Source organism: Anaerotignum sp., from assembly GCF_030625865.1.
GTDB lineage: Bacteria > Bacillota > Clostridia > Lachnospirales > Anaerotignaceae > Chakrabartyella.
This window is the reverse complement of the sequence record NZ_DAOUQB010000001.1, coordinates 62,209-84,115: the sequence shown is the minus strand read 5'-3', so window position 1 is coordinate 84,115 and position 21,907 is coordinate 62,209. Positions and strand designations below refer to the sequence as shown.

Annotated in this window: 18 protein-coding genes; all 18 read right to left on the bottom strand. The window is 40.6% G+C overall.

The features are described from left to right. Nucleotides 1–287: 287 nt before the first annotated feature. A complete protein-coding gene (locus P9Q65_RS00365) occupies nucleotides 288–3,440 on the bottom strand; it encodes a PAS domain-containing hybrid sensor histidine kinase/response regulator (RefSeq protein WP_304507093.1) in 3,153 nt (1,050 codons plus the stop codon). A 364-nt stretch (nucleotides 3,441–3,804) separates the two neighbouring features. After that, nucleotides 3,805–8,073: an acyl-CoA dehydratase activase-related protein gene (locus P9Q65_RS00360; protein WP_304507196.1), complete on the bottom strand. Its 4,269-nt coding sequence runs from the start codon at nucleotides 8,071–8,073 to the stop codon at nucleotides 3,805–3,807. A 366-nt stretch (nucleotides 8,074–8,439) separates the two neighbouring features. After that, nucleotides 8,440–8,817, bottom strand: coding sequence for a hypothetical protein (locus tag P9Q65_RS00355; protein WP_304507092.1), 378 nt, complete (start codon nucleotides 8,815–8,817; stop codon nucleotides 8,440–8,442). Between the two features lie 39 nt (nucleotides 8,818–8,856). Further along, nucleotides 8,857–9,705, bottom strand: coding sequence for a 16S rRNA (cytidine(1402)-2'-O)-methyltransferase (gene rsmI, locus P9Q65_RS00350; protein ID WP_304507195.1), 849 nt, complete (start codon nucleotides 9,703–9,705; stop codon nucleotides 8,857–8,859). Between the two features lie 8 nt (nucleotides 9,706–9,713). Then, nucleotides 9,714–10,469, bottom strand: coding sequence for a tRNA1(Val) (adenine(37)-N6)-methyltransferase (locus P9Q65_RS00345; protein WP_304507091.1), 756 nt, complete (start codon nucleotides 10,467–10,469; stop codon nucleotides 9,714–9,716). Further along, nucleotides 10,459–11,331, bottom strand: a complete 873-nt coding sequence (locus tag P9Q65_RS00340) for a PSP1 domain-containing protein (protein WP_304507090.1) — start codon at nucleotides 11,329–11,331, stop codon at nucleotides 10,459–10,461. Before P9Q65_RS00340 ends, P9Q65_RS00345 begins: the two co-directional genes overlap by 11 nt. Further along, on the bottom strand, nucleotides 11,328–12,317 hold the full coding sequence (gene holB / locus P9Q65_RS00335; RefSeq protein ID WP_304507089.1) for a DNA polymerase III subunit delta': 990 nt from the start codon (nucleotides 12,315–12,317) through the stop codon (nucleotides 11,328–11,330). Before holB ends, P9Q65_RS00340 begins: the two co-directional genes overlap by 4 nt. Nucleotides 12,318–12,376: 59 nt before the next feature. Next, a complete protein-coding gene (locus tag P9Q65_RS00330) occupies nucleotides 12,377–12,703 on the bottom strand; it encodes a cyclic-di-AMP receptor (RefSeq protein ID WP_304507088.1) in 327 nt (108 codons plus the stop codon). A 21-nt stretch (nucleotides 12,704–12,724) separates the two neighbouring features. Continuing rightward, nucleotides 12,725–13,351 (bottom strand): dTMP kinase, encoded by a 627-nt coding sequence (tmk, locus tag P9Q65_RS00325; protein WP_304507087.1) that lies wholly within the window; start codon nucleotides 13,349–13,351, stop codon nucleotides 12,725–12,727. Between the two features lie 287 nt (nucleotides 13,352–13,638). Then, nucleotides 13,639–14,634: an ATP-binding protein gene (locus P9Q65_RS00320; RefSeq protein WP_304507086.1), complete on the bottom strand. Its 996-nt coding sequence runs from the start codon at nucleotides 14,632–14,634 to the stop codon at nucleotides 13,639–13,641. A 12-nt stretch (nucleotides 14,635–14,646) separates the two neighbouring features. Continuing rightward, nucleotides 14,647–15,573: a DnaD domain protein gene (locus P9Q65_RS00315; RefSeq protein ID WP_304507085.1), complete on the bottom strand. Its 927-nt coding sequence runs from the start codon at nucleotides 15,571–15,573 to the stop codon at nucleotides 14,647–14,649. Nucleotides 15,574–15,680: 107 nt separating this feature from the next. Next, nucleotides 15,681–16,718, bottom strand: coding sequence for an MraY family glycosyltransferase (locus P9Q65_RS00310; RefSeq protein ID WP_304507084.1), 1,038 nt, complete (start codon nucleotides 16,716–16,718; stop codon nucleotides 15,681–15,683). A 99-nt stretch (nucleotides 16,719–16,817) separates the two neighbouring features. After that, a complete protein-coding gene (gene upp, locus P9Q65_RS00305; RefSeq protein WP_304507083.1) occupies nucleotides 16,818–17,444 on the bottom strand; it encodes a uracil phosphoribosyltransferase in 627 nt (208 codons plus the stop codon). A 19-nt stretch (nucleotides 17,445–17,463) separates the two neighbouring features. Then, a complete protein-coding gene (rpiB, locus tag P9Q65_RS00300) occupies nucleotides 17,464–17,892 on the bottom strand; it encodes a ribose 5-phosphate isomerase B (RefSeq protein ID WP_304507082.1) in 429 nt (142 codons plus the stop codon). Nucleotides 17,893–17,922: 30 nt separating this feature from the next. Next, nucleotides 17,923–18,978, bottom strand: coding sequence for an L-threonylcarbamoyladenylate synthase (locus P9Q65_RS00295; RefSeq protein ID WP_304507081.1), 1,056 nt, complete (start codon nucleotides 18,976–18,978; stop codon nucleotides 17,923–17,925). Between the two features lie 3 nt (nucleotides 18,979–18,981). Beyond that, complete coding sequence (locus P9Q65_RS00290) at nucleotides 18,982–19,482, bottom strand: SEC-C metal-binding domain-containing protein (protein WP_304507080.1); 501 nt, start codon at nucleotides 19,480–19,482, stop codon at nucleotides 18,982–18,984. A gap of 228 nt (nucleotides 19,483–19,710) precedes the next feature. After that, nucleotides 19,711–20,136: a hypothetical protein gene (locus P9Q65_RS00285; RefSeq protein ID WP_304507079.1), complete on the bottom strand. Its 426-nt coding sequence runs from the start codon at nucleotides 20,134–20,136 to the stop codon at nucleotides 19,711–19,713. Nucleotides 20,137–20,243: 107 nt separating this feature from the next. Then, nucleotides 20,244–21,842, bottom strand: a complete 1,599-nt coding sequence (locus P9Q65_RS00280) for a CTP synthase (RefSeq protein WP_304507078.1) — start codon at nucleotides 21,840–21,842, stop codon at nucleotides 20,244–20,246. Between the last annotated feature and the right edge of the window lie 65 nt (nucleotides 21,843–21,907).

Below are 21,907 nucleotides of genomic sequence, written 5' to 3'. Positions count from 1 at the left end.
TACAGTTTTTGCACAATATATCTCTATATTACAATTTATCATAAATAACCTTTAAAAGTAAGGGGATTATTTTATGTTCCAGCAATTCCCCATTAATTCGATATTTTCACCACGTTACTATCCTCTTATAAACTCACGGTGCACTTTTTATTATATGATGATAAAGCCCATAGTTTGGTTGTTTCATACCGTACCCTGCCATTACACTTCAGACAAAAATTTTCAACTTGTATTATGTATACCTATAACAGCTTGATAAAATAATCAAAAATTCTTGTTTTCTTTCTTTATGGCCTTTTTGCCTGCTCATAGCTCTTTAGCAAATCAAGCAAGGCCGTCATATCAATGGGCTTGGGGATATGATCCGTCATTCCCGCCGCCAAAGTCTCCCCAATGTCCGAAGAAAAGGTGTTGGCGGTCATGGCAATAATGGGTATACCAGCCGCGTCCTCCCGATTCATTTTACGAATAATCTTTGTTGCCTCATAACCATTCATAACCGGCATCTGAACATCCATAAGTATAGCAAGGTAATTCCCCTCTTCTGACCGCTGAAAAATTGCAGCACATTCCAGTCCGTTTCTTGCCACATCAACAGTAATGTCACACATTTCCAAAAGGGTTTTTACAATTTCCACATTCATTTCGTTATCTTCAGCTAAGAGAACGCTAGCCTTTTCATTATTTTCCATAACTCCGTCTCCGGTTATGCCCAAATTCACATTTTCTTCCTCTACTGATAACACTTTGTCCGATAAAAAGGGAACATTTTCTGTCTTTCTTTTTAAAGGAATCTCAACCCGAAAAACACTTCCTCTTCCTTCCTCACTTTCAACGAAAATTTGTCCGCCCATAAGCATTGCTAAATTTTGTGAAATAGCCAGTCCTAATCCTGTTCCACCAAATTTCAATCCACCTTCTCCTTGCTCAAAAGGAACGAAAAGTTTTTCCAGATAGTTCTTTTGTATCCCAATTCCATTATCCTCAACTTCTATTTGAAGCAAAATATTGCTTTCATCCAACTGTTTTTCTTCAGCTGATAATGAAATTTTCCCTTTTTTCGGAGTATATTTAAATGCATTGCTCAAAAGATTCATTAAAATTTGATTAATTCTCAGTAAATCACCTTCAAAAACTTCTTCTGCCTCCCCTTTTATCTGTACAATAAACTCCTGCCCTTTTATTTGTCCTTGGGTATAACCATAAACTATAGGCCCATGAAGCAACTCATGAATGTCAAACTCTTTTATATTAAGGGGCATTTTCCCACTCTCTATTTTGCTCATATCCAAAATATCATTTATTAGATCCAAAAGATACCTTGAAGAAGAATTGATTTTGTGCAAACAATCTGTTGTCTTTTCCTTGCAATCCAAATTTGACTCTGCAATCGCTACCATACCCATGATTGCATTCAAAGGCGTTCTAATATCATGGGATATACGAGATAAGAATTCGCTTTTTGCTGCATTTGCTCGCTCTGCCAGTCTTAGCGCATCTTCTAAGGCACTTTGCTGCAAGGCCTCTCTTGATTTTTGCTCATCAATATCTTTAAAGTAAACCATGACACGACTAGAATGCACATCCTCCTCTATCAGTTGAACTTGAATACGATACCAACGATAAACCCCCATACTGTTACGTCCGGGCACCTCCAGCATAATCTCTTTTTTCCCCCTGTGAAACTCCTTCATCAAAGAATAAAGAGAAAACCTCTCCCTCGCCAACTCACAATACTCAGAATGAACCAATTCAAAACAACCTGTTGTCAAAAAATCATATAGGGTTTCATCTCGAGGAATTAGCAATGAATAATTTTCTGCATCCTTCCAAATATAAGTTTTTCGGCTTTTTATATCTACCTCTATAATTAAATCATATAATTGATTCACTACTTGCAAAAACCTTTGATTTGACATACGACATTTTTTCTGTTCAATCTGAAGTTCCCCTTCAACACGCAGCTGTTCCTTTTTTATCCTATCAATGGAGCGGAATGTCCCGACTACTTTCTTTACCGCTCCCTCATGAAATATAGGAATTCCCTGACAAAAAAACCATTCTCTCTGTTTATGTTTCCCCAAGCAGATTTCCATTTCAGCACCTGCGCCCTCGCCATGCAATATTTTTATAAGCAATGCGGCTGCTTCTGCGGGAAAAAAAGAATTCTCCTTCAGATTTTTTACATAATTCCGAACCCTTAGTGTTCCTCTATTGCACCTATCGGTGCTATGAAATATAAAATAATCCTCTTTTACATAATACTCAAAAATCCCATCTGCCATATTTACTACTGCTAAACGATAACGTTCTCTTTCTTGTATTAACTGTGCCTGTGCTTCCTTCATATTACTGATATCAAGCAAAATCATCAAATATATGGGTTTTCCCATTTGATGCCCTACCAATTTTCCTTCACATTGAGCCCAAACGATTTTCCCATCCTTGTTGCATACACGGCATTCAAAGGAAATAGACTGTCCCAAATTCCCTTTTTCTTTAATTTCCGAAACTACAAACTCCTTATCTTCAATAAAAACGTTATCTCCCACATGATAGTTATCATTCATTTCCCCAAAAACGTCATAAAATGATTTGCTGGCTTCCAAAAACGTAATTTCCTCGCCCACTGCTATCTTTAGTACATATCCCGGCAGGCTGTCAAAAAGCGCCTCTTGTTCCATTAAAAGCTGCTGTGCAAACCCCTTTTCTGCTTCGATTTCCCTCCATAACATCACAGCCTTTACATCTGCATCTCCCCTGTTTTTTGGGAATACCACACTGCCTCTTACCCAGCGGTACACCTCATTTTCATTTTGAAGTAAGTAATCATGGCTAATTCTTTTTTTTCCTGCATTGTAATCCTGTATCAACCGTTCTTTGCCATAAACTTCTTTGATTTGTTCCCCATGGATGGGATGTACCCGCCCACTGAGTGATTCAATCATTTCATCATAGCTTGTAGCATTAAAAAACGCTTTTTGGCTGTAAAAATCAGGTAATATATTATTGTATTCATTTTTTGTTAAATTAACCATGCCGCTGTGTACATATCCCTCTGATAGTATGACGTCTAAACTTTCAAAGAAATTAAAATGCATTTCAGCACCTTTCCCCCTTAAAACAGGCGTAAATACAATTGAAAAAGCTGGAATTTCTTCCGTTCCCCATACTATTTTAGTTACAGACATACGCAGTACTTTCTTTGCTGTTTCATCTATGATGGTTTTTGTATAATTTCCATCTTGATTTATATTGTCTTCAAAGCAATGAAAAAATTCCCCCCAATGTTCTTTCAGCCTTCCACCTGTTTCTTCTTGCCTTTTGGCCTCATTGTTACAAAATAATATGGCTTGAGTATCCCGACAAACAACAAATACCGCCACTTCCCCCATGGCATTTAACAAACACGCAAAACTCTCCCTCTGTGCTGAATTCATTCCGGATACCCCCTTTCTCCTGTTTACAAAACACACCCTTCTTTTCCCTATTACACAAGTATAATTTCTTACTACTTTCATTGTCAATATTGTAAATACATGTTTCTTTTCTTTATATACAATCTCTCAAAATTTTTCATAAATCAGTAAGCAAATTTTTTTTGTTATTATTTGAAATTCCCCAAAAAGAAGATTTATAAAAAACGATTAAAACAAGGCATAGATTTCTCCATGCCTCAATTTGGAAAAATACTTTTTCTAATTAACAAGCCAAGTATTTTTCCAATAAAATAAATATTTGACTTAACAAAGGGTGCCGACTCCGTCGACACCCAAAAGCCTTAGGTAAGTAAACCCATTTTTATTATTTGACTTGAAACGCTGCCTGTTCCAAAGAATGCGCATTGCTGAGTCCATTGGACCGTTTTGCCTCCAAATTCTTATTGGCACCTGCAAGCATCAGCTTAATGCGATTCAACTGATTTATTTCGCTTGCTCCCGGGTCATAGTCTATAGCAACGATATTAGACAAAGGATACTGTTTCCGTAACTCCTTAATAACCCCCTTGCCCACCACATGGTTTGGCAAACATCCGAAAGGCTGGGTACATACAATATTTGCAACACCGGTATGAATCAACTCTATCATTTCTGCAGTTAAGAACCAGCCTTCTCCCGTTTGGTTGCAAAGAGAAACTACCTTTTCCGCATACTTACCCAGTTCCCGTATATCTTGAGGGCAATCAAAACGACTGCTTTTTTTCAATGCCGTGATCATAGGTTTTTGATAGAGTTCAATTATTTGGGCTACCCCATCAGCAAGCATTCTGCTTTTTCCTGATCCGCCCAAGTATTTTTCCTTTTGCGTTGCATTATAACAACAATACAAACCAAAAGTCAGCAAATCAGGTACCACCGCCTCTGCCCCCTCTCTTTCCAAGAGGTTTACTAAGTCATTATTCGCAGTTGGGTGAAATTTCACCAGAATTTCTCCCACCACACCTACTCTGGGCTTTTCTATATCAAGAAGTTCAAGCTCGTCAAACTCTCGAATAATTCCACGGATATTTTCCGCATATGTATAAAAATTTCCCACAGTAACATCTTGTTTGATTTTTCCGTTCCATTTTTCGTAAAGAGCATTGGCAGAGCCTTTCACTTTTTCATAGGGACGTGTCCGATACAATACCCGCATAAACACATCTCCATATACCAATGCCTGCAAAGCCTTATTCATCAAACCCAAACTGATTTTAAAGCCGGGGTTTTTCTCCAACCCCACAGGGTTAATGGAAATCACAGGAATATTTGGCATTCCCGCATTTTCCAGGGCTTTACGAATAAAAGCAATATAATTGGTCGCCCTGCAGCCACCGCCTGTTTGAGAAATCAAAAGAGCAGTACGGTTTAAATCGTATTTTCCCGAAAACAAACCGTTCATTAACTGTCCAATCACAATCAACGCAGGGTAACAGGCATCATTATTTACATATTTTAGTCCAGTGTCTATGGCACTCCTGTCCATGGCATCCATAATCTCTAGTTGATAGCCGCATGCACGCATAGCAGGTTGTAAAATGTTGAAATGAATGGGAGACATTTGTGGACAAAGGATGGTATATTTTTTCCGCATTTCCTTTGTAAACAACACTCTATGCAAACTTGCATCGCCATTCTTTAGTACAACCCCTTTTTCCCGCCTGTCCTCTAGGGCGGCAATTAAAGAGCGGATACGGATACGGGCTGCACCAAGGTTATTCACTTCATCAATCTTCAACACCGTATATATTTTGCCCGAAGCATTTAAAATAGCCTTTACTTCATCGGTTGTTACGGCATCCAAACCACAACCAAAAGAGTTGAGCTGAACATATTCAAGGTTCTTTTGGGTTGTAACAAAAGCAGCCGCTTCATATAGCCTGGAATGGTATGTCCATTGATCTCTTACCACAGTGGGACGTTTTGCCTTTCCCAGATGGGCAACACTATCCTCTGTCAAAACCGCAATACGGTATCCCGCAATCAACTCAGGAATGCCATGGTTGATTTCCGGATCTGCATGATAAGGCCGTCCCCCTAGAACAATCCCCTGCATGCCCTTTTCCTCGATATACCGTAAGGTTTCTTCCCCTTTTTCATGCATATCCATACGGAATGCAGACCATTCATTCCAACCACAATAAACCGCTTCCTTAATCTCTTTTGGGCTACATCCCAAAGACTGAAATTCCTCTGTCATACGCTTCAAAACGTTTTCAATTCTATCCATGGCTAGGAACGGATTCATAAAGCGAATTCCCTTTTCCTGTAATTCTTCCACATTATTTTTAATATTTTCGTTGTAAGATGCCACAATGGGACAGTTATAATTGTTATCTGCCGCAATACTGTCTCTTCTTTCATATACAACACCGGGATAGAAAATCATATCCACTCCCTGCTCAATCAAATACATAATATGTCCATGAACCAGCTTGGCAGGGTAGCATACGGATTCACTTGGAATGGATTCCATTCCCTTTTCAAAAATTCCCTTTGAGGAATAAGGAGAAAGTACCACACGGTACCCCAACTTTGTGAAAAATGTATGCCAAAACGGATAGTCTTCCCACATGTTCAATACCCGAGGAATTCCCACGGTACCACGTTTTGCCTTCTCTGGAGATAAAGGTTCGTAATCAAATAATCTATGGCGTTTATATTCAAAAAGATTGGGAGCCGGATTTTCAATTTTTTCCTTTCCCAGCCCTCGTTCACAACGATTCCCTGTAATAAACCGCCTTCCGCCGCTAAACATATTGATGGTCAAAAGGCAATGATTTGTACATCCTTGGCATCTTGCCATGGTAGAATGCACCTCAAGTGCATTCATTTCCTCACAACTTATAAGGGTTGTTTGGTAGCCTGCTTCATATTTGTCCCTTGCAATAAGCCCTGCACCAAAAGCACCCATAATACCCGCAATATCGGGGCGAACAGCCTGCTTACCGCTAATCATCTCAAAGCTCTTTAACACCGCATCGTTATAAAACGTGCCGCCCTGTACAACCATGGATTTTCCCATAGACTGAGGGTCTGCAATTTTGATTACCTTTAACAACGCATTTTTAATAACGGAATATGCTAAGCCCGCTGAAATATCCGAAACATCAGCACCTTCCTTTTGCGCTTGTTTTACACGAGAGTTCATAAAAACAGTACAACGGGAACCCAAATCTATGGGGTGCTTTGCAAAAAGGGCAATTTTTGCAAAATCCGCCACACTATAATTCAAAGATTTTGCAAAGGTTTCAATGAAGGAACCACAACCTGAAGAACAAGCTTCGTTGAGCAAAACGCTGTCAATCACATTGTCTTTAATGCGAATACATTTCATATCCTGCCCGCCAATATCCAAAATAAAATCTACATCCGGGCGGAAAAACTGTGCCGCTTTATAGTGAGCAACCGTTTCAATATATCCTAAATCAATCATCAAAGCTTCTTTCAACAGCCCCTCACCGTATCCGGTGACGCAAGAATTGCGTATTACCACATCCTTCGGCATTAAATCATACATCTCATTCAAATTCTTGGTTACGACTCCCAAAGGGTTTCCTTCGTTGCCTGCGTAAAATGAATATAACAAGCTCCCGTCCTCGCCCACCAATGCAACCTTTGTTGTGGTAGAGCCTGCATCAATTCCCAAGAAAGCATCTCCATGATATGTAGAAATCGCCCCACGCCTTACTTTATTGCAGTCATGCCTAGCTTTAAATACCTGATATTCCTTCTCATTTTGGAATAATGGCTCCATGCGCCCAACTTCCGCTGTCAATTCTCCTTCTTCTTTTAATTTTTTCAGAATTGAAGAAAAACTGAAATCCCCACTGTCCGTGCAGGAAACAGCTGTCCCGAATGCTGCAAACAAATGAGAATTTTCAGGGATAATTGCCGTTTCATCTGTTAATTTTAAGGTTTCAATAAACCGATTTCTAAGTTCTGAAAGAAAGTGGAGTGGCCCTCCTAAAAAAGCAACGTGTCCACGAATGGGTTTCCCGCAGGCAAGGCCTGCAATGGTCTGGTTAACCACGGCTTGAAAAATAGATGCCGCTAAATCCTCCCGCTTTGCACCCTCGTTAATCAAAGGCTGAATATCTGTTTTTGCAAATACACCACAACGGGAAGCAATGGGATAGATTACGCTGTATTTTTTTGCTAATTCATTTAAACCTGTAGCATCTGTTTGCAAAAGACTTGCCATTTGGTCAATAAAAGAACCCGTCCCTCCGGCGCAAACACCGTTCATTCTCTGCTCTACATTGCCACCATCAAAATATATAATTTTTGCATCTTCTCCACCAAGCTCAATGGCAACATCCGTTAAAGGCGCCGTAGTTTCAAGGGCTTTTGCCGTAGCAACAACCTCCTGTATAAATTCCACGCCAATGCTTTTCGCCAAGGAAACGCCACCGCTTCCCGTAATCATAACGGAAAAATCGGCTTCCCCAAGCTCTTCATTCGCCTCCTGTATCATGTTCATAACAGTTTTCTTGATTTCTGAATAATGCCGACGATAGCAGCAAAATAGCATTTCTGCTTTTTGGTTTACCAATACAACCTTAACGGTTGTGGAGCCAATATCTATACCCATTTTGCATGTATTACTTAAGTCTTTCTGATACTGTTTCACTTGCACAACCCCCTCAATATACTTCTGCCACCAATCCCACCAACTGATAACCTTCCATATATATCTTCCCAATAACCTTACTCGGGTCATTCACATTCTTAGATTTTTACGAAGGTCTCTAAATCCAACACGCAAAAATTAAGTTGATCTATAAAAAAATTACTTATTATTTATATTTTTTTGTTGTTTATAATCTCAATTATATGCGTAATCCTATGAATTACAATATCCCAAGCCGCTAAAATCCTGTTAAGGTTTTCATTACAGGCATAACCGTTTTTTCGCAAATTAAGAGGCTATTCCCTTCGCACGGAAATAACCTCTTTTTTAATCTAACACAATAATTTCTTCAATTTTTTCAATCTGATGGGCAATGATTTGATTATGGGTGCGAATACATATGAGGTTTACTTTATTGATACCGATCAACTCTCCCTCAATAATCTTCTTCTGAATTGTAATAACTTTGATTCGCATCCCACGGGTAAACTCTTTTCCATGAAAATCGAGATTTTGTATGGGAAACAATTCCTTGCATTTTTCATAGACATCAGCCATATCCACATTTTTCACTTTAAAACCAAGTTCTTGCTCTTTTTTGCCAAATAACTTTTGCAAAAAACGTATTGCAAAAAAAATTACATATGCAATACAAGCAGCAAGGAATATATCTCGCCAACTAAGCGCAAAAAAACCATCCAGCATTTAAAAAACCCCTTTCCTTCTCTTTGTTTCATAAAAAATTTATTGATTTGTCTTATATTCTTTATAAATTTCCCGTTTGGAAACGCCCCTGTCCTTTGCTGCCTGCTTCATGGCATCTTTTTCATTTAATCCCTGACTTAAATACCTCTGTATATGCTCACTCACAGAAATTTCTTCCCAACTAGCTTGGGCTTCTCGTTTTTGCTCTTCTAGGGAAAGCCCTGCTATTACCAATACAAATTCACCTTTCGGGGAATTTTCAGTAAAATGCTCTTTTTGCTTCCCAATGGATTCTCGGCGCACTTCTTCAAACTTTTTGGTTAATTCTCGGATTACGGCACATTCACGAGATGTACCAAAAATTCCTTCCATTTCTTCTAAGGTGTTTAACAAACGATGGGGGGCTTCATAAAAAATCATAGTGCGATGTTCTCTTTCCAATGTTTGCAAAATCAAGCGTCGCTCTTTTTTGTCCATGGGTAGAAAACCCTCAAATACAAACCTTCTGGTATCTAACCCAGAAAGCACCAATGCAACTACTGCCGCCGATGCACCGGGTGCGACAGTTACCGATACCCCGGCTTCATAACATAACTTCACTAGGTCTGCCCCGGGATCTGAAATACCCGGCATTCCCGCATCCGTTACCAACGCAATATTTTCTCCTGCCAGAAGCTTATTTATGAGTACCGGGCCTTTCCCCGTTTTATTATGCTCATGATAGCTGGTCATGGGCGTTTTTATCTCAAATCGGTTCAAGAGTTTCAGCGTATTTCTAGTATCTTCTGCGGCAATCACGTCAACACTTTCTAACAGCTTTAATGTCCTGAGTGTAATATCCTCTAAATTACCAATGGGCGTTGCACATAGATATAATGTCCCTGCCATATCCTGCATCATGCCTGCCCCTCTCCATAATATATATCATATGCCTCTTGGGTATACTTTCCCGGTTCAAGATAAATAATTAGCGGCGGCTCCACTTTTATCATGGGATTTCCGCCCTTCACGCCCTCTACTAAAACCATAGTTGGTGCCTTATCTTGAAACGGATGGATAAAACGCAGTCTCTTGGGTTCCAGTTTATACTGGCGCATGAGCAGAATAATATCCGTAAGCCTATGGGGACGATGTATCATATAAAATCTACCGCCCTCTTGCAGAACCTTTGCCGCCCCAGACACTACATCTTCTAAAGAACAAAGCACCTCATGCCTTGCAATTGCCTTGGCACTATAGGGGTTAACAATCCCTCCGCCCTCATTCATATAAGGCGGATTGGATGTCACAACCTCAAAGGATTGTCCGGAAAAAAGGCCGCTAACTTCCTTAATATCTCCAAAGTGTATCGATACCTTTTCCTCCAATTCATTCAATGCCACACTTCGTCTTGCCATTTCAACGCTTTCTTCCTGTATTTCAAGTCCGCTAAAATGGGCTCCCATTGTTTTGGCTGCAAGCAAAATGGGAATAATACCCGTACCTGTTCCCAGATCCAGAACGCGTTCCCCTTTTTTTACTCTTGCAAAACCGCTAAGCAATACGGCATCTACACCAAAGCAGAACCGTTTGGGATCTTGGATAATTTTATAGCCATTGCGGTGCAAATCATCTACCCGCTCAAACTCATTGATTTTAATTTCAGTCCTCATATGCCTTTAATTCCTCAGGAACAGTCTCCTGTTTTCTCTTTTTTCTCGATTTGATTATCTTAATTTCGTCTGCGTAGTAAAATGCAATTGTCGGCGGCTCATTATCGGTCTTTCTCACAGCGGCTTTTACCTGCTGAAGCAATACATTGGTGGAAAGAATCTCCCCCGTTCCGTCAGGCGTAGAGATAATGTCTCCAACTTTTGGCATTTTACTGTTTAACTCTTCATATACGTCCTCTTCATATTTTAAGCAACACATCAAACGTCCGCAAATCCCACTGATTTTCGAAGGATTCAGAGAAAGACTTTGTTCCTTGGCCATCTTAATGGATACGGGCTGAAAGTCCCCCAAAAAGGTAGCGCAACAAAGTGTTCTTCCACAAATTCCAATCCCATTGAGCATCTTTGCCTCATCACGAACTCCAATCTGGCGTAATTCGATACGAGTTCTAAAAGTTGCTGCCAACTCCTTTACCAGTTCCCTAAAATCAACCCTGCCATCAGATGTGAAATAAAAGATTAACTTATTCCGATCAAAAGTCATCTCCACTTCAATCAGTTTCATATCCAAACCCAAGCGGGCAATATATCCTAAGCAAATCTGAAAAGCCTCTGTTTCTTTCTTGTCGTTATTTTCCACCGTACGGGCATCGTCCTTTGTTGCCTTACGCAATACTTTCTTCAGGGGAGGCACAATGGTTTCTTCGGGAACGAAAGTGTTTTCTTTGATTACTAGGCCATATTCCACGCCTCGCACTGTTTCTACAATTGCATAATCCTCTTTATCCAGCTTTAATCCATCCGGATCAAAGTAATACATTTTTCCTGCTTTTTTAAATCGAATTCCTACTACTTCAATCATCGGGTTTCATTCTCCTTTAGCTTCATCAGCATAACCTCCAAGGTCAGCCGAAAATTTCCGTTTTGCATCAAACGTTCTTTTGCTTTTGCAACAGCCGCCGCCTTTTTCGCCAATCCTTCTGCCGATTCATTTGCGGCGGAAAAAATCAATTCTTTTTTGTCCTTCTGTATAATAAATCGTTCTTCTCGCAACGTTTTTGCCGCCAGTAAGTCTCGATACCACAAACTGATAATGTCTAAAAAACGATAATCATTTTTATAAATTTCCCATTCCTTTGCTAAAAGCAACGCCTCTGACAAAGGAATCATCGACAATCGACTCATCCGGGTCAAAATATCTTCCCTCATCTGTCGAAAGGTTTCATCCTCAATTAATTCCAATGCATGCCCAATGCGCCCCTGGCCATAGGCCGCAAAAAAAATAGCTTCTTCATGGGATGCCACCCCTTTTTCCACTAAATAATTGCTGATATCTTCCTCAGAAAGAGGATTTATCTTTAATGTGACCGTTCTGGACAAAATTGTGGGCAAAAAAGCATCCCCGGTTTCTGCCAATAACAAAAAAACGGCATAGCCGGGAGGTTCCTCCAGGGTTTTTAAAAATGCATTTTGTGCCTGAATCGTCATTGTATGGGCTTGATGAACAATATATATTTTTTTGTCATATCGATAGGGCTTTATATCAACGGTTTCTAATATTTGAGCTCTAATTTCATCCACACCCAGCGTCTTTTTTTGCGAAGTGACATGTATCACATCGGGATGGTTCCCGCTGTCAAACACTCTACAACTCTCACATACTCCACAAGGCTCTTCCTGTCTCGAGGTGCATAGCAGATATTTTGCAAAAGTTTTGGCAATCAACCGTTTGCCTGCACCAGCCCCACCTATAAATAAATAAGCATGGGAGGTTTTTTGTTTTTTTGTCGCCATACGCAAATGCTGGAGCAGACGCTGATTGCCCCAAATTTCCTGAAAGGTATACAAAGCGTCCACTCCTTTTCATTCATATACCCGAGAAAGAAAATCCCTTCTTTCCCTTCTTGTTAAAACTTCCGAAATTGTTCAACATCCACTACAAACACCGTTGCACCGCCTATATTCACCTCTATGGGTGCCAATATAAAGCCATGCATTGCACCGCAGGAAGATGGCAAAGTCGCATATTGTGTACGAGATTTACTGTTTTCCTCAATAATTCCCATAACCTCGTCAACCTTTTCATCTTCAACTCCAGTTAAGAGAGTCGTATTTCCGGCTCTTAAAAAGCCACCCTTTGTTGCCAGCCTTGTTATAAGAAAACCCGCTTTGTTTAGATTGGAAATTACCTCTCCCGCGTCCTCGTCTTGAATTATGGCAATAATGAGCTTCATAAATACCCCTCCTGTCTCTCTTTAAAAACCAAACAATCTATCCAAATTCTCCTGTATTTCAGCAAAAACAGCATCAATCCCTTTGCTTGCATCAATTCGGCAAATACGTCGCCCGTGTATATGGCACAGCACTTTATATCCGTTATATACTCTTTCATGAAACTCTTGCTCTTCTAGTTCCAATCGATCCATTTTGTGGTTTTCTTCCGTTTTTTTTCTGGCTATTCCCGCTTCGGGAGAAAGCTCCAAAAAAAACGTAATATCCGGCAAAACGCCTCCTGTTGCGATATAGTTCACCTCTGCCACAATATCACCAAGCTCACGTCCAAAACCTTGATAAGCAATACTGGAATCCGTAAAGCGATCCGTCAAAACATTTTTCCCTTGTTCCAAGTTCGGGCGTATAAACTCCTCCAGATGCTGTGCCCTGGCTGCAGCATATAAAAGCATTTCCGTTTTAGCCGTCATCCCTTTGTTAGAAGGATCCAGCAATAGCGCCCGGATTTTTTCGGAAATCGCTGTGCCTCCCGGCTCCCTAGTCAAAAGGACTTCCTGATTCTTACTTTTTAAATACACTTCAATTTTTTTAATTTGTGTGGACTTGCCACTGCCGTCGCTGCCTTCCACTGAAATAAAAAATCCCCTCATTGGTCACCTCAAAAACTACTTTTACTAAATTCAAAAAAAGCCTTATTCTATAGGAAAAATGCTCATACATATATTAAAATATTTATATTTTTTTATTATAACACAAAACCCTATTAATGCCTAATTTTTTTGATGTTGAAGACAAGTGTAGTCCATTTTCATATTGTAATTGTTTTTCTGAATTTCATGCATTGCAAACAATTTGGCTACCATTTGGGGGGCAAATCAAAAAAAGGAACCTTTCCATCTCACCGGAAATAGGCTCCTTTTTATATTTTGATTTTCTCTTATCTTTGATACTTTTTTATAATACGAATATCCTCACCAAAAAACTTCATTTGTTCAAATTCCCCCAGAAATCTTGATGTGACACGGTCAGAATACAGACTCATTAACTCCGTGGGGCCTAAATTCGTGGAGATTACAACCGCCTTTTTCGCCAACTTCCTGTCATTCACAATACGGAAAAGCTCCGATGCCGTAAAAATGGTGGAAAACTCCGTGCCCAAGTCATCAATAATCAACAACTCCGCCTCCAGCAGTTCCTGATCCCAATCCTTGGCATCTTCCTCGTCATCGTCTTTATGAAACCTTTGCTCCTCCAGTTTTCGGAATAACTGTCCTGCCGTAAGATATAAAACAGTATGGCCCTTTTCCAATAAATCCTTGGCAATACAGTTACAAAGAAAAGTCTTGCCCAAACCTGTTCCGCCATAAATCAAAAGGTTGGCTCCGTTACCAAACTCTTCAACAAAGGCCAACGCTCGGCGGTAAAGCTTCTCAGCATTCCCTTTGGGAGAAATTCCTTCTTCCCTTGATTGCACCCCACTGTATAAAGAGAAATCAAAATTATCAAAGTTTTCAACCTTGATCATATCCCGTACGTTAGACTGATCATAAAGCTTGTCCATCAAATGCCTTTTTAAGCAAATGCATTGCTCTGTTCCAATATAACCGGTATCTTTACATTTTGGGCAGACATATTCTACTTCCAATAGTTTCGGGGATAAATGATTGGCTGCTAAAATTTCTGAACGTTCTTGCTCCAATATTTTCTGCTCTTTTTTAAGCTGATCTATCATTTCTTGTGGATCTGCCGTTCCGCCTAAAACCAATCTGGCTGTTTTTGTTCCTAAAAGGGACATTTCTCTTTCAATTTCCTCCAAGCGGGGGAGTCTTGCATAGAGCATAGCTTTTCTTTCTCGCAACTCTGCCACCTTTTCTGTGCGTAAGCCATCATATTCCCTTAAAATCTCACGAAAAATCTGTGTCCTCGTTGCCAATACATCCACCTCCTACCACTTATCTCTTTCTTCCCGCTGTAGCTTTTCCAGTTTATCAAAATCCCATTGTCTTTGTGAATAATTAATAAATCGGTTTTGCTTAGAAGCCGCCGCCACGGGCTTAGTCTCTCCACTTCGCACTGCTTTCTTTGCGACAAAAGCCCGATCCAAATTTTCTATATCCGCCTGGGTCTTTACACCCGCCTGCTTCCATTTTCTAAGAATGCTGTCAGCATAAGCAAAGCTGACTTTCCCTGTCTGCATTACCGTTCTTTCACATGCCATTTTAATCACATCAATGGGTAGTTCATACTCCTTCATCCATTTTCGCATGTAGGCCTCTTCTCCATCTACAGGCATCCTACCGCTCTGTCCAAAGGCACGCATAATTGCATGAAAACCCGTTTTTCGCATTTCTATATATTGTGCGGCTTTTTCCAACGTGTTAATGCCCTCTTCCGCCCAAGCCATAGCAACCTTTTCAACGTATCGCATTCCCTTAAACCCATCAGAAACACAATAAGAAAGTAACACCTCAATCACATCAAGAGGAAATCCAAGCCAATCATAGAGCCCATAAATCATACAGATATCCTGTTGCGTCAAAGGTTTGCCCAATTTCTTCTGGGCTGTTTGCAGTAATGCCTTCATTTCCCGATGTTTCATGTATTCAGAAAGCTCTTCCATACTATACTCCGGTCTTTGTTCCATAAATATACGCGTTTGCGGAACATCATGAGTTTTTACTGTCTCCCGCTCCTGCCAGTATTGCCAAGCACGAAGTACGTCACTCTCTAAAACATTCAGCCTTTTGGCAATAACGGATGCATCGCTGCTTTCCAAAGCCTTTGTCATCAGATAGATAGAAACATACAGCGGCGGTGCCAGAGGCAACTCTCTTTCAATGAATTCATTTGTTATGCAAATTTCTCTCGCCATTTGTATCCCCCCTTCTATCCTAACCTTTTCGTACCTTTAAGTATATCATGTCCTTTCGGTTAAGAAAAGACTGCCACCGACGGAATTCGTCTTTGGACAGTCTTTCTTTATTTGCTCTTGTGCTTCACATGAACATTAAAATAATAAATAACAAAGCTTAACAAAATTACAGTAAGTAATACCACCACTATCGTTCCGGAGTCTTTAAAAGAGATAAAAATAGCCAAAACTCCCAAAAAGACACTAATCCCATACAGAATCAGCACTGCCTGTTTTTGAGAAAAACCTCGATCAATCAAACGGTGATGTAAATGGCCACGATCAGGCTGCATAATAGGTTGATGCTTTGCCATTCTGCGCAACATGGCAAAAATCGTATCAAACACAGGCAAACCTAAGCATAATACACTCACGCTGACCGCCAAAAGGGCATACCCTTTAAATACCCCAAGGATACTGGTAACCGCCAACACAAAACCAAGGAATGTAGAGCCGGTATCCCCCATAAAAATTTCAGCAGGATTAAAGTTTCTGGGTAAAAATCCTAAACAAGCACCTGCGAGAGCCGCCGTTAAAACAACCGCCGTGTTACTGCCTGTCATGATACAAAGCACCATAAGGCTCAAAGCTGCAATAGAGGAAACCCCCGCCGCCAATCCGTCCAAGCCATCAATTAAATTTACTGCATTCGTCACTCCCACAATCCAAATTAATGTAATGGGAATACTGAACTTCTGCAAAGCAGCTGTTACAGGCCAAAGAACCACATGTATCTGTGTTCCCGAAAAAATTACAATGAGCGCCGCCACAAGCTGCACACAAAACTTCAGCTTTGCAGGTAAGTTTTTCATATCATCCAGCACACCCAGGGCCGCAATCAGCAACGCGCCCGTCAGAAAGCCAACAAATTGCTTCGTGCTCATACTTCGATCAAAGTAAAATACCATTAGAACAGTGATGGTGAACCCCAATACAATGGCAACACCACCCATTCTGGGCATAGGTTTTTTATGGACACCTCTATCCTTTGGATAATCAATCGCTCCGCATTTTATGGAAATCCACTTTGCAAGAGGAGTTGTTACCAGCGTAATCGCGAATGCACTGGCAAAAGCCGCTATATATAATAACCAATTATGCTGCATCCAAAAATCCTCTCCTAACAATTGGGAAAACTCCCGTTACAGGAAAATGGGGAAGTGGATTTTCAAATCCACCAAAATCCCCGTTGTCTTATCTTCATTTTATTTTGTTCCGAATATTCTGTCGCCCGCATCACCCAAACCAGGAACGATATAGCCATGATCGTTCAACTTACCATCATAAGCAGCCGCATAAATGTCAACATCAGGATGTGCTTCCTGTATTCTTTTTACACCATCAGGAGCTGCAAGAATACAAAGCATAATAATGTTTTTTACGCCTCTGTCTTTCAAAAATCCAATTGCTGCCTCCGCAGTACCACCTGTTGCAAGCATAGGATCAGTCAAGAAGACGGTTCTCTCTTCCACATCACAAGGAAGTTTACAGTAGTATTCAACGGGATTTAATGTTTCAGGATCACGATATAACCCAATATGCCCGATTTTCGCATTGGGCATTAAATTCAAAAGGCCATCCGTCATACCAATTCCTGCTCTTAAAATAGGTACAATTGCCAACTTCGTATCAATGGTGCGGCATTGTGCCATGGCTACAGGTGTTTCCACTTCAATATCTGTCAAAGGCAAATCTCTGGTTGCTTCGTAACACAAAAGCATAGCAACCTCTCCAATAATTTCACGAAATTCCTTTGAACCAGTTTCTTTGTTTCTTAACATAGCCATTTTACTCTGAATCATAGGGTGTTCAGATACGAACAGTTTACTCATCTTCGTTCCTTCTTTCTCTTCAGTCTTCAATTTGATTGATTCTTCTTATATGACGTTCATCATTGGAAAACGGCGTTTCCAAAAAAGCCTTAACAATCTCCAAAGCCAAGCCAGGGCCGGTAACACGAGCCCCCATAGCAAGAATATTGGCATTATTATGTTCTCTCGTTGCTTTTGCAGAAAAAACATCTCCACAAAGAGCCGCACGAATGCCCTTTACCTTGTTGGCCGCAATAGAAATCCCAATTCCAGTCCCGCAAATTAAAATTCCTTTTTCACAAGTTCCATCTGCAACCGCGTGGGCAACCAACTTTCCAAACTTGGGATAATCCACGGATTCATCAGAAAAAGTTCCGAAGTTTTTAAAAGGAATGTTTTGCTCTTCTAAATATTTTATTACTTCTGCCATCAGCGGAAAACCGCCATGATCACAACCTAAAGCTATCATAATAACTCTCCTTATCCGTTTTTTTATTACTTATTCTGCATCAATTCGGCTATAACCTGCCGCCTTATTCAAGCGGTTCATAATTGCTAAGCCTTCGCCTTCCTCGGTAAATACCTCGGAATATACCATATCCACGCCAAGAAAATCAAACTTGCGTAAATACTTAAACAGATTTGCACCAATTTCTTCAAGGTTGCCTCTGCTTCCCAAAGACAGTACCACATCAGCCTCATACTGCCCTTTTGTTTCCTCCGTCGCCATAACGCCGGTTTTTTTACCCATTGCCTTATCTGCTGCACATAGCGCATTTACCTTGTGTATCACAGCCTCTGTATTCCCTTTTACCAAAATAACCTTAGCCACCGGGGAATAGTGTGTATATTTCATCCCCGGCGCTTTCGGGCGCAAATCATCAGAAGGCTTTGATAAAATAGCAGGATCAATAAGTACCTGATCCACCACCGCCTCCATCATTTCTTTTGTAATTGCCCCGGGGCGCAAAATAACAGGAACTTCTCCCGATACATCAACAATGGTAGACTCCAAACCCCACTCTGCAGCACCGCCATCAACAATCATATCAATCTTACCAGATAAATCGAATTCCACATGAGATGCCCTTGTTGGGCTAGGCTTGCCTGAAGAATTTGCGCTGGGCCCTGCTATGGGCAAACCCGATGCACGAATAATGGCAATCGCCACGGGATGAGAGGGGAAACGCACTGCCACTGTATCCAACCCTCCAGTGGTTGTCAACGGGACAATGTCAGATTTCGGGAAAATCATCGTAAGGGGACCGGGCCAAAAGGCGTCCATGAGTTTTTGCGCCGCCGGCGGTATTTCCCGCACAATGGGACGCAACTCACTGATTTGGGAAATATGCAAAATCAAGGGGTTGTCCGAAGGACGCCCCTTGGCAATATAAATTTTTTTACAAGCTTCGCTATCCAGCCCATTTCCGCCCAAACCGTAAACCGTTTCCGTAGGAAAAGCCACAAGGCCGCCTTCTTTTAAAACACGTGCTGCCTCTTCAACAAGCTGAGGTTCCGGGTTTTCTGTGCTGATTTTTATAAGCTTTGTTTTCATTTTTTACAGGTTTGCTCCGCAGCACTTTTTATATTTCTTGCCACTGCCGCAAGGACAAGGATCGTTGCGTCCGATCTTCTCTGCTTTGATTACTGTACGAGCATTCTTCTGTTCCAACATCATTTTCTTACGGGTATCTGCATCAAAAATTCTGTTCCACTGGGTTAAGTTATAAAGATGTTCTGCTTTATACTCAACCATCTTCTTATATAATTTTTCAAAGTCAATCTGCATGGATATCTGAGATTCCTCTGTCAGGTTTTCCATTTCATATTTTTCAGGCAAAACCTCGTTGATCCCATCTACAAAAGCAACAATTTCTTCTGCAGTCATGTTAAAACGCTTTGCCAACTCCACTACTGTACCTTCCAAAGATTTTACTTTTTCACCGATTATATATTCATAAATTCGCTGTTCCTTAGGCAAATATTCATCCCAAACCGCATCCACGCTTCTTCCTTCCTTAGAAAAAGCCTTTTCCATCCAGCTTTCGTATAAACTCATTTCTTCTCTCTCCTTTATTTCATATCTTTATCAAGAAATACCTTCGAAAAACACCACGGCATAAAAAAACAAAAGTCTCGATGTCCTCTAAAAGCACTTATTAAGTTGCAGATTTCTCCACTCTTTGCAATGATAATATAATTCTTCTCCGATTGCAACAAAAAATCAAAATTCCATATAAGAAACCGTAAAAATAGGGAGTCGATTTTAACGACTCCCTTTATGTTTTTACACAATCATACGCTGAGGCTTTGCGTCTTTTCGCGCCACAACATGCAGTCTAACTTCTTCAGGGATTGTATCAATAATTCGATCCCATTCGCTAAGTACCTTTTCATTCTTTCCCTTGGGTGGTTCCCCCAAAATCACACGGGTTATTTCTTCCTCCTCAACAAAATTGCCAATACATTTAGCCACATCATTATCGCATAGAACATGAATGCACGCACCCAAGCGCACGCCGTAATCAATCAATTCCTGTAATCGCTTCAGTGTATCCGTTCCATCAAAAACGCTATTTCCCTTTTGTACATGCAAAATATGTAATTCTCCGTCATTGGCCAACGCCATTGAAAAACCATAATCAATTAACCGTAAGGCATTCTTTTGTGCAGTTGCCAGCACCAAAACCTTTTCATTTTTCTCTGTATTCATTTTGGAACTCCTCCTTATAGTAATAGAGTATTTCCCCTTTTCTTGTTTCATTCTAACAGAAAAATCTTAGAATACAGCAAGAATTTATTTAAGTTTTTCTTACAATTCTACCTGCTTGTTTTGAGTGCCTCTCCAACAAAATCTTTGAACAAGGGATGAGGTCTGTTTGGTCTTGATTTGAATTCAGGATGAAATTGCACGCCAACAAACCAACGGTTGTTATGATTCTCTACCATTTCCACTAATCTGCCATCAGGGGAAAGACCTGTAATACTTAGACCGGCCTCTGCCAAGGTTTCCCGAAAGGCGTTGTTAAACTCAAAACGATGACGATGTCTCTCCCAAATAATAGACTCTCCATATGCCTTTTTCGCAAAAGTATTTTCCACAATATGACATTCGTAAGCCCCCAGACGCATGGTACCCCCTAAGTTTTTAATATCCTTTTGATCGGGCATCCAATGAATTACAGGGTATTCCGACTTTTCATCCACTTCCGTGGTGTTGGCTGTTTCCCAACCCAAAACATTTCTGGCAAATTCAATCACAGCACATTGCATTCCCAAGCAAATCCCAAAAAACGGAATATCCTTCTCCCTAGCGTAACGGATTGCCTCCATTTTTCCGGAAAGTCCTCTCGTTCCAAACCCACCGGGAACCAAAATCCCTTGACAGGCGCCAAGAAACTCTTCTGCATTTTTCGCTGTTAATTCTTCCGAATCAATCCAATTGATATTCACCTTCGCCCGATGATAAATGCCACCATGATGCAAAGCCTCAGCTACAGAAAGATACGCATCCTGTAACTCCACATACTTTCCAACCAAAGCAATGGAAACCTCCTGTTTGGGATGACGTTCCTTTTCCAGCATCTCCATCCAGTCATCCAATTCCATGGTTTTCTCTTCCAAACCAAGCTTGCGGCATACAATTTTCCCTAAGCCCTCTCTTCGGAGCATCAAAGGCACCTCATAAAGACTATCCGCATCAAGGTTTTCAATAATACAATCCTCGTCCACATTACAAAAGAGAGCCAATTTTTCCTTCATTTCTACGCTAATGGGGCGTTCCGTTCGACAAACAATAATATCCGGTTGAATCCCGATGGAAAGAAGTTCTTTTACAGAATGCTGTGTGGGTTTCGTTTTCATTTCCTTGCCTTTAGATAAATAAGGAATTAAAGTAACATGGATATATAAGCACTTTTCTCGTCCCAATTCTCTGCCAACCTGGCGAATCGCCTCTAAAAACGGTGTGCTTTCCATATCACCTACGGTGCCGCCGATTTCTGTAATTACCACATCAGCCTCTTCTCCCGCTGCATAAATACGACCTTTGATTTCATTGGTAATATGGGGTATCATCTGTACTGTTGCCCCTAAGTATTCTCCACGTCTTTCCTTTTGCAAAACAGACCAATAAATTTTCCCTGTGGTTACATTATTGGTTACCTTCAAATTTTCATCAATAAATCTCTCATAATGCCCTAAGTCAAGATCCGTTTCTCCGCCATCCTCGGTAACAAAAACTTCGCCATGCTGATAAGGACTCATTGTTCCCGGGTCTACGTTAATATAGGGGTCAAATTTTTGAATCCGAACACGGTACCCCATAGATTTTAACAATCTTCCCAAAGAGGCCGCCGTAATCCCCTTACCTAATCCCGAAACCACACCGCCTGTTACAAAAACATATTTTGTTTCCATCGTCTCTCTCCTTCTTTTGTATCCATCCTCAGCACCTTAGACCATAAAATCCCTTTTTCTAAAGT

What these genes read in the sequence shown, in the direction of transcription:
- P9Q65_RS00365 (WP_304507093.1), bottom strand. Translation starts at nt 3,440, where the DNA reads ATGAATTCAGCACAGAGGGAGAGTTTTGCGTGTTTGTTAAATGCCATG.
- P9Q65_RS00360 (WP_304507196.1), bottom strand. Translation starts at nt 8,073, where the DNA reads ATGGGTATAGATATTGGCTCCACAACCGTTAAGGTTGTATTGGTAAAC.
- P9Q65_RS00355 (WP_304507092.1), bottom strand. Translation starts at nt 8,817, where the DNA reads ATGCTGGATGGTTTTTTTGCGCTTAGTTGGCGAGATATATTCCTTGCT.
- rsmI (WP_304507195.1), bottom strand. Translation starts at nt 9,705, where the DNA reads ATGGCAGGGACATTATATCTATGTGCAACGCCCATTGGTAATTTAGAG.
- P9Q65_RS00345 (WP_304507091.1), bottom strand. Translation starts at nt 10,469, where the DNA reads ATGAGGACTGAAATTAAAATCAATGAGTTTGAGCGGGTAGATGATTTG.
- P9Q65_RS00340 (WP_304507090.1), bottom strand. Translation starts at nt 11,331, where the DNA reads ATGATTGAAGTAGTAGGAATTCGATTTAAAAAAGCAGGAAAAATGTAT.
- P9Q65_RS00330 (WP_304507088.1), bottom strand. Translation starts at nt 12,703, where the DNA reads ATGAAGCTCATTATTGCCATAATTCAAGACGAGGACGCGGGAGAGGTA.
- tmk (WP_304507087.1), bottom strand. Translation starts at nt 13,351, where the DNA reads ATGAGGGGATTTTTTATTTCAGTGGAAGGCAGCGACGGCAGTGGCAAG.
- P9Q65_RS00315 (WP_304507085.1), bottom strand. Translation starts at nt 15,573, where the DNA reads ATGGCGAGAGAAATTTGCATAACAAATGAATTCATTGAAAGAGAGTTG.
- P9Q65_RS00310 (WP_304507084.1), bottom strand. Translation starts at nt 16,718, where the DNA reads ATGCAGCATAATTGGTTATTATATATAGCGGCTTTTGCCAGTGCATTC.
- upp (WP_304507083.1), bottom strand. Translation starts at nt 17,444, where the DNA reads ATGAGTAAACTGTTCGTATCTGAACACCCTATGATTCAGAGTAAAATG.
- rpiB (WP_304507082.1), bottom strand. Translation starts at nt 17,892, where the DNA reads ATGATAGCTTTAGGTTGTGATCATGGCGGTTTTCCGCTGATGGCAGAA.
- P9Q65_RS00295 (WP_304507081.1), bottom strand. Translation starts at nt 18,978, where the DNA reads ATGAAAACAAAGCTTATAAAAATCAGCACAGAAAACCCGGAACCTCAG.
- P9Q65_RS00290 (WP_304507080.1), bottom strand. Translation starts at nt 19,482, where the DNA reads ATGAGTTTATACGAAAGCTGGATGGAAAAGGCTTTTTCTAAGGAAGGA.
- P9Q65_RS00285 (WP_304507079.1), bottom strand. Translation starts at nt 20,136, where the DNA reads ATGAATACAGAGAAAAATGAAAAGGTTTTGGTGCTGGCAACTGCACAA.
- P9Q65_RS00280 (WP_304507078.1), bottom strand. Translation starts at nt 21,842, where the DNA reads ATGGAAACAAAATATGTTTTTGTAACAGGCGGTGTGGTTTCGGGATTA.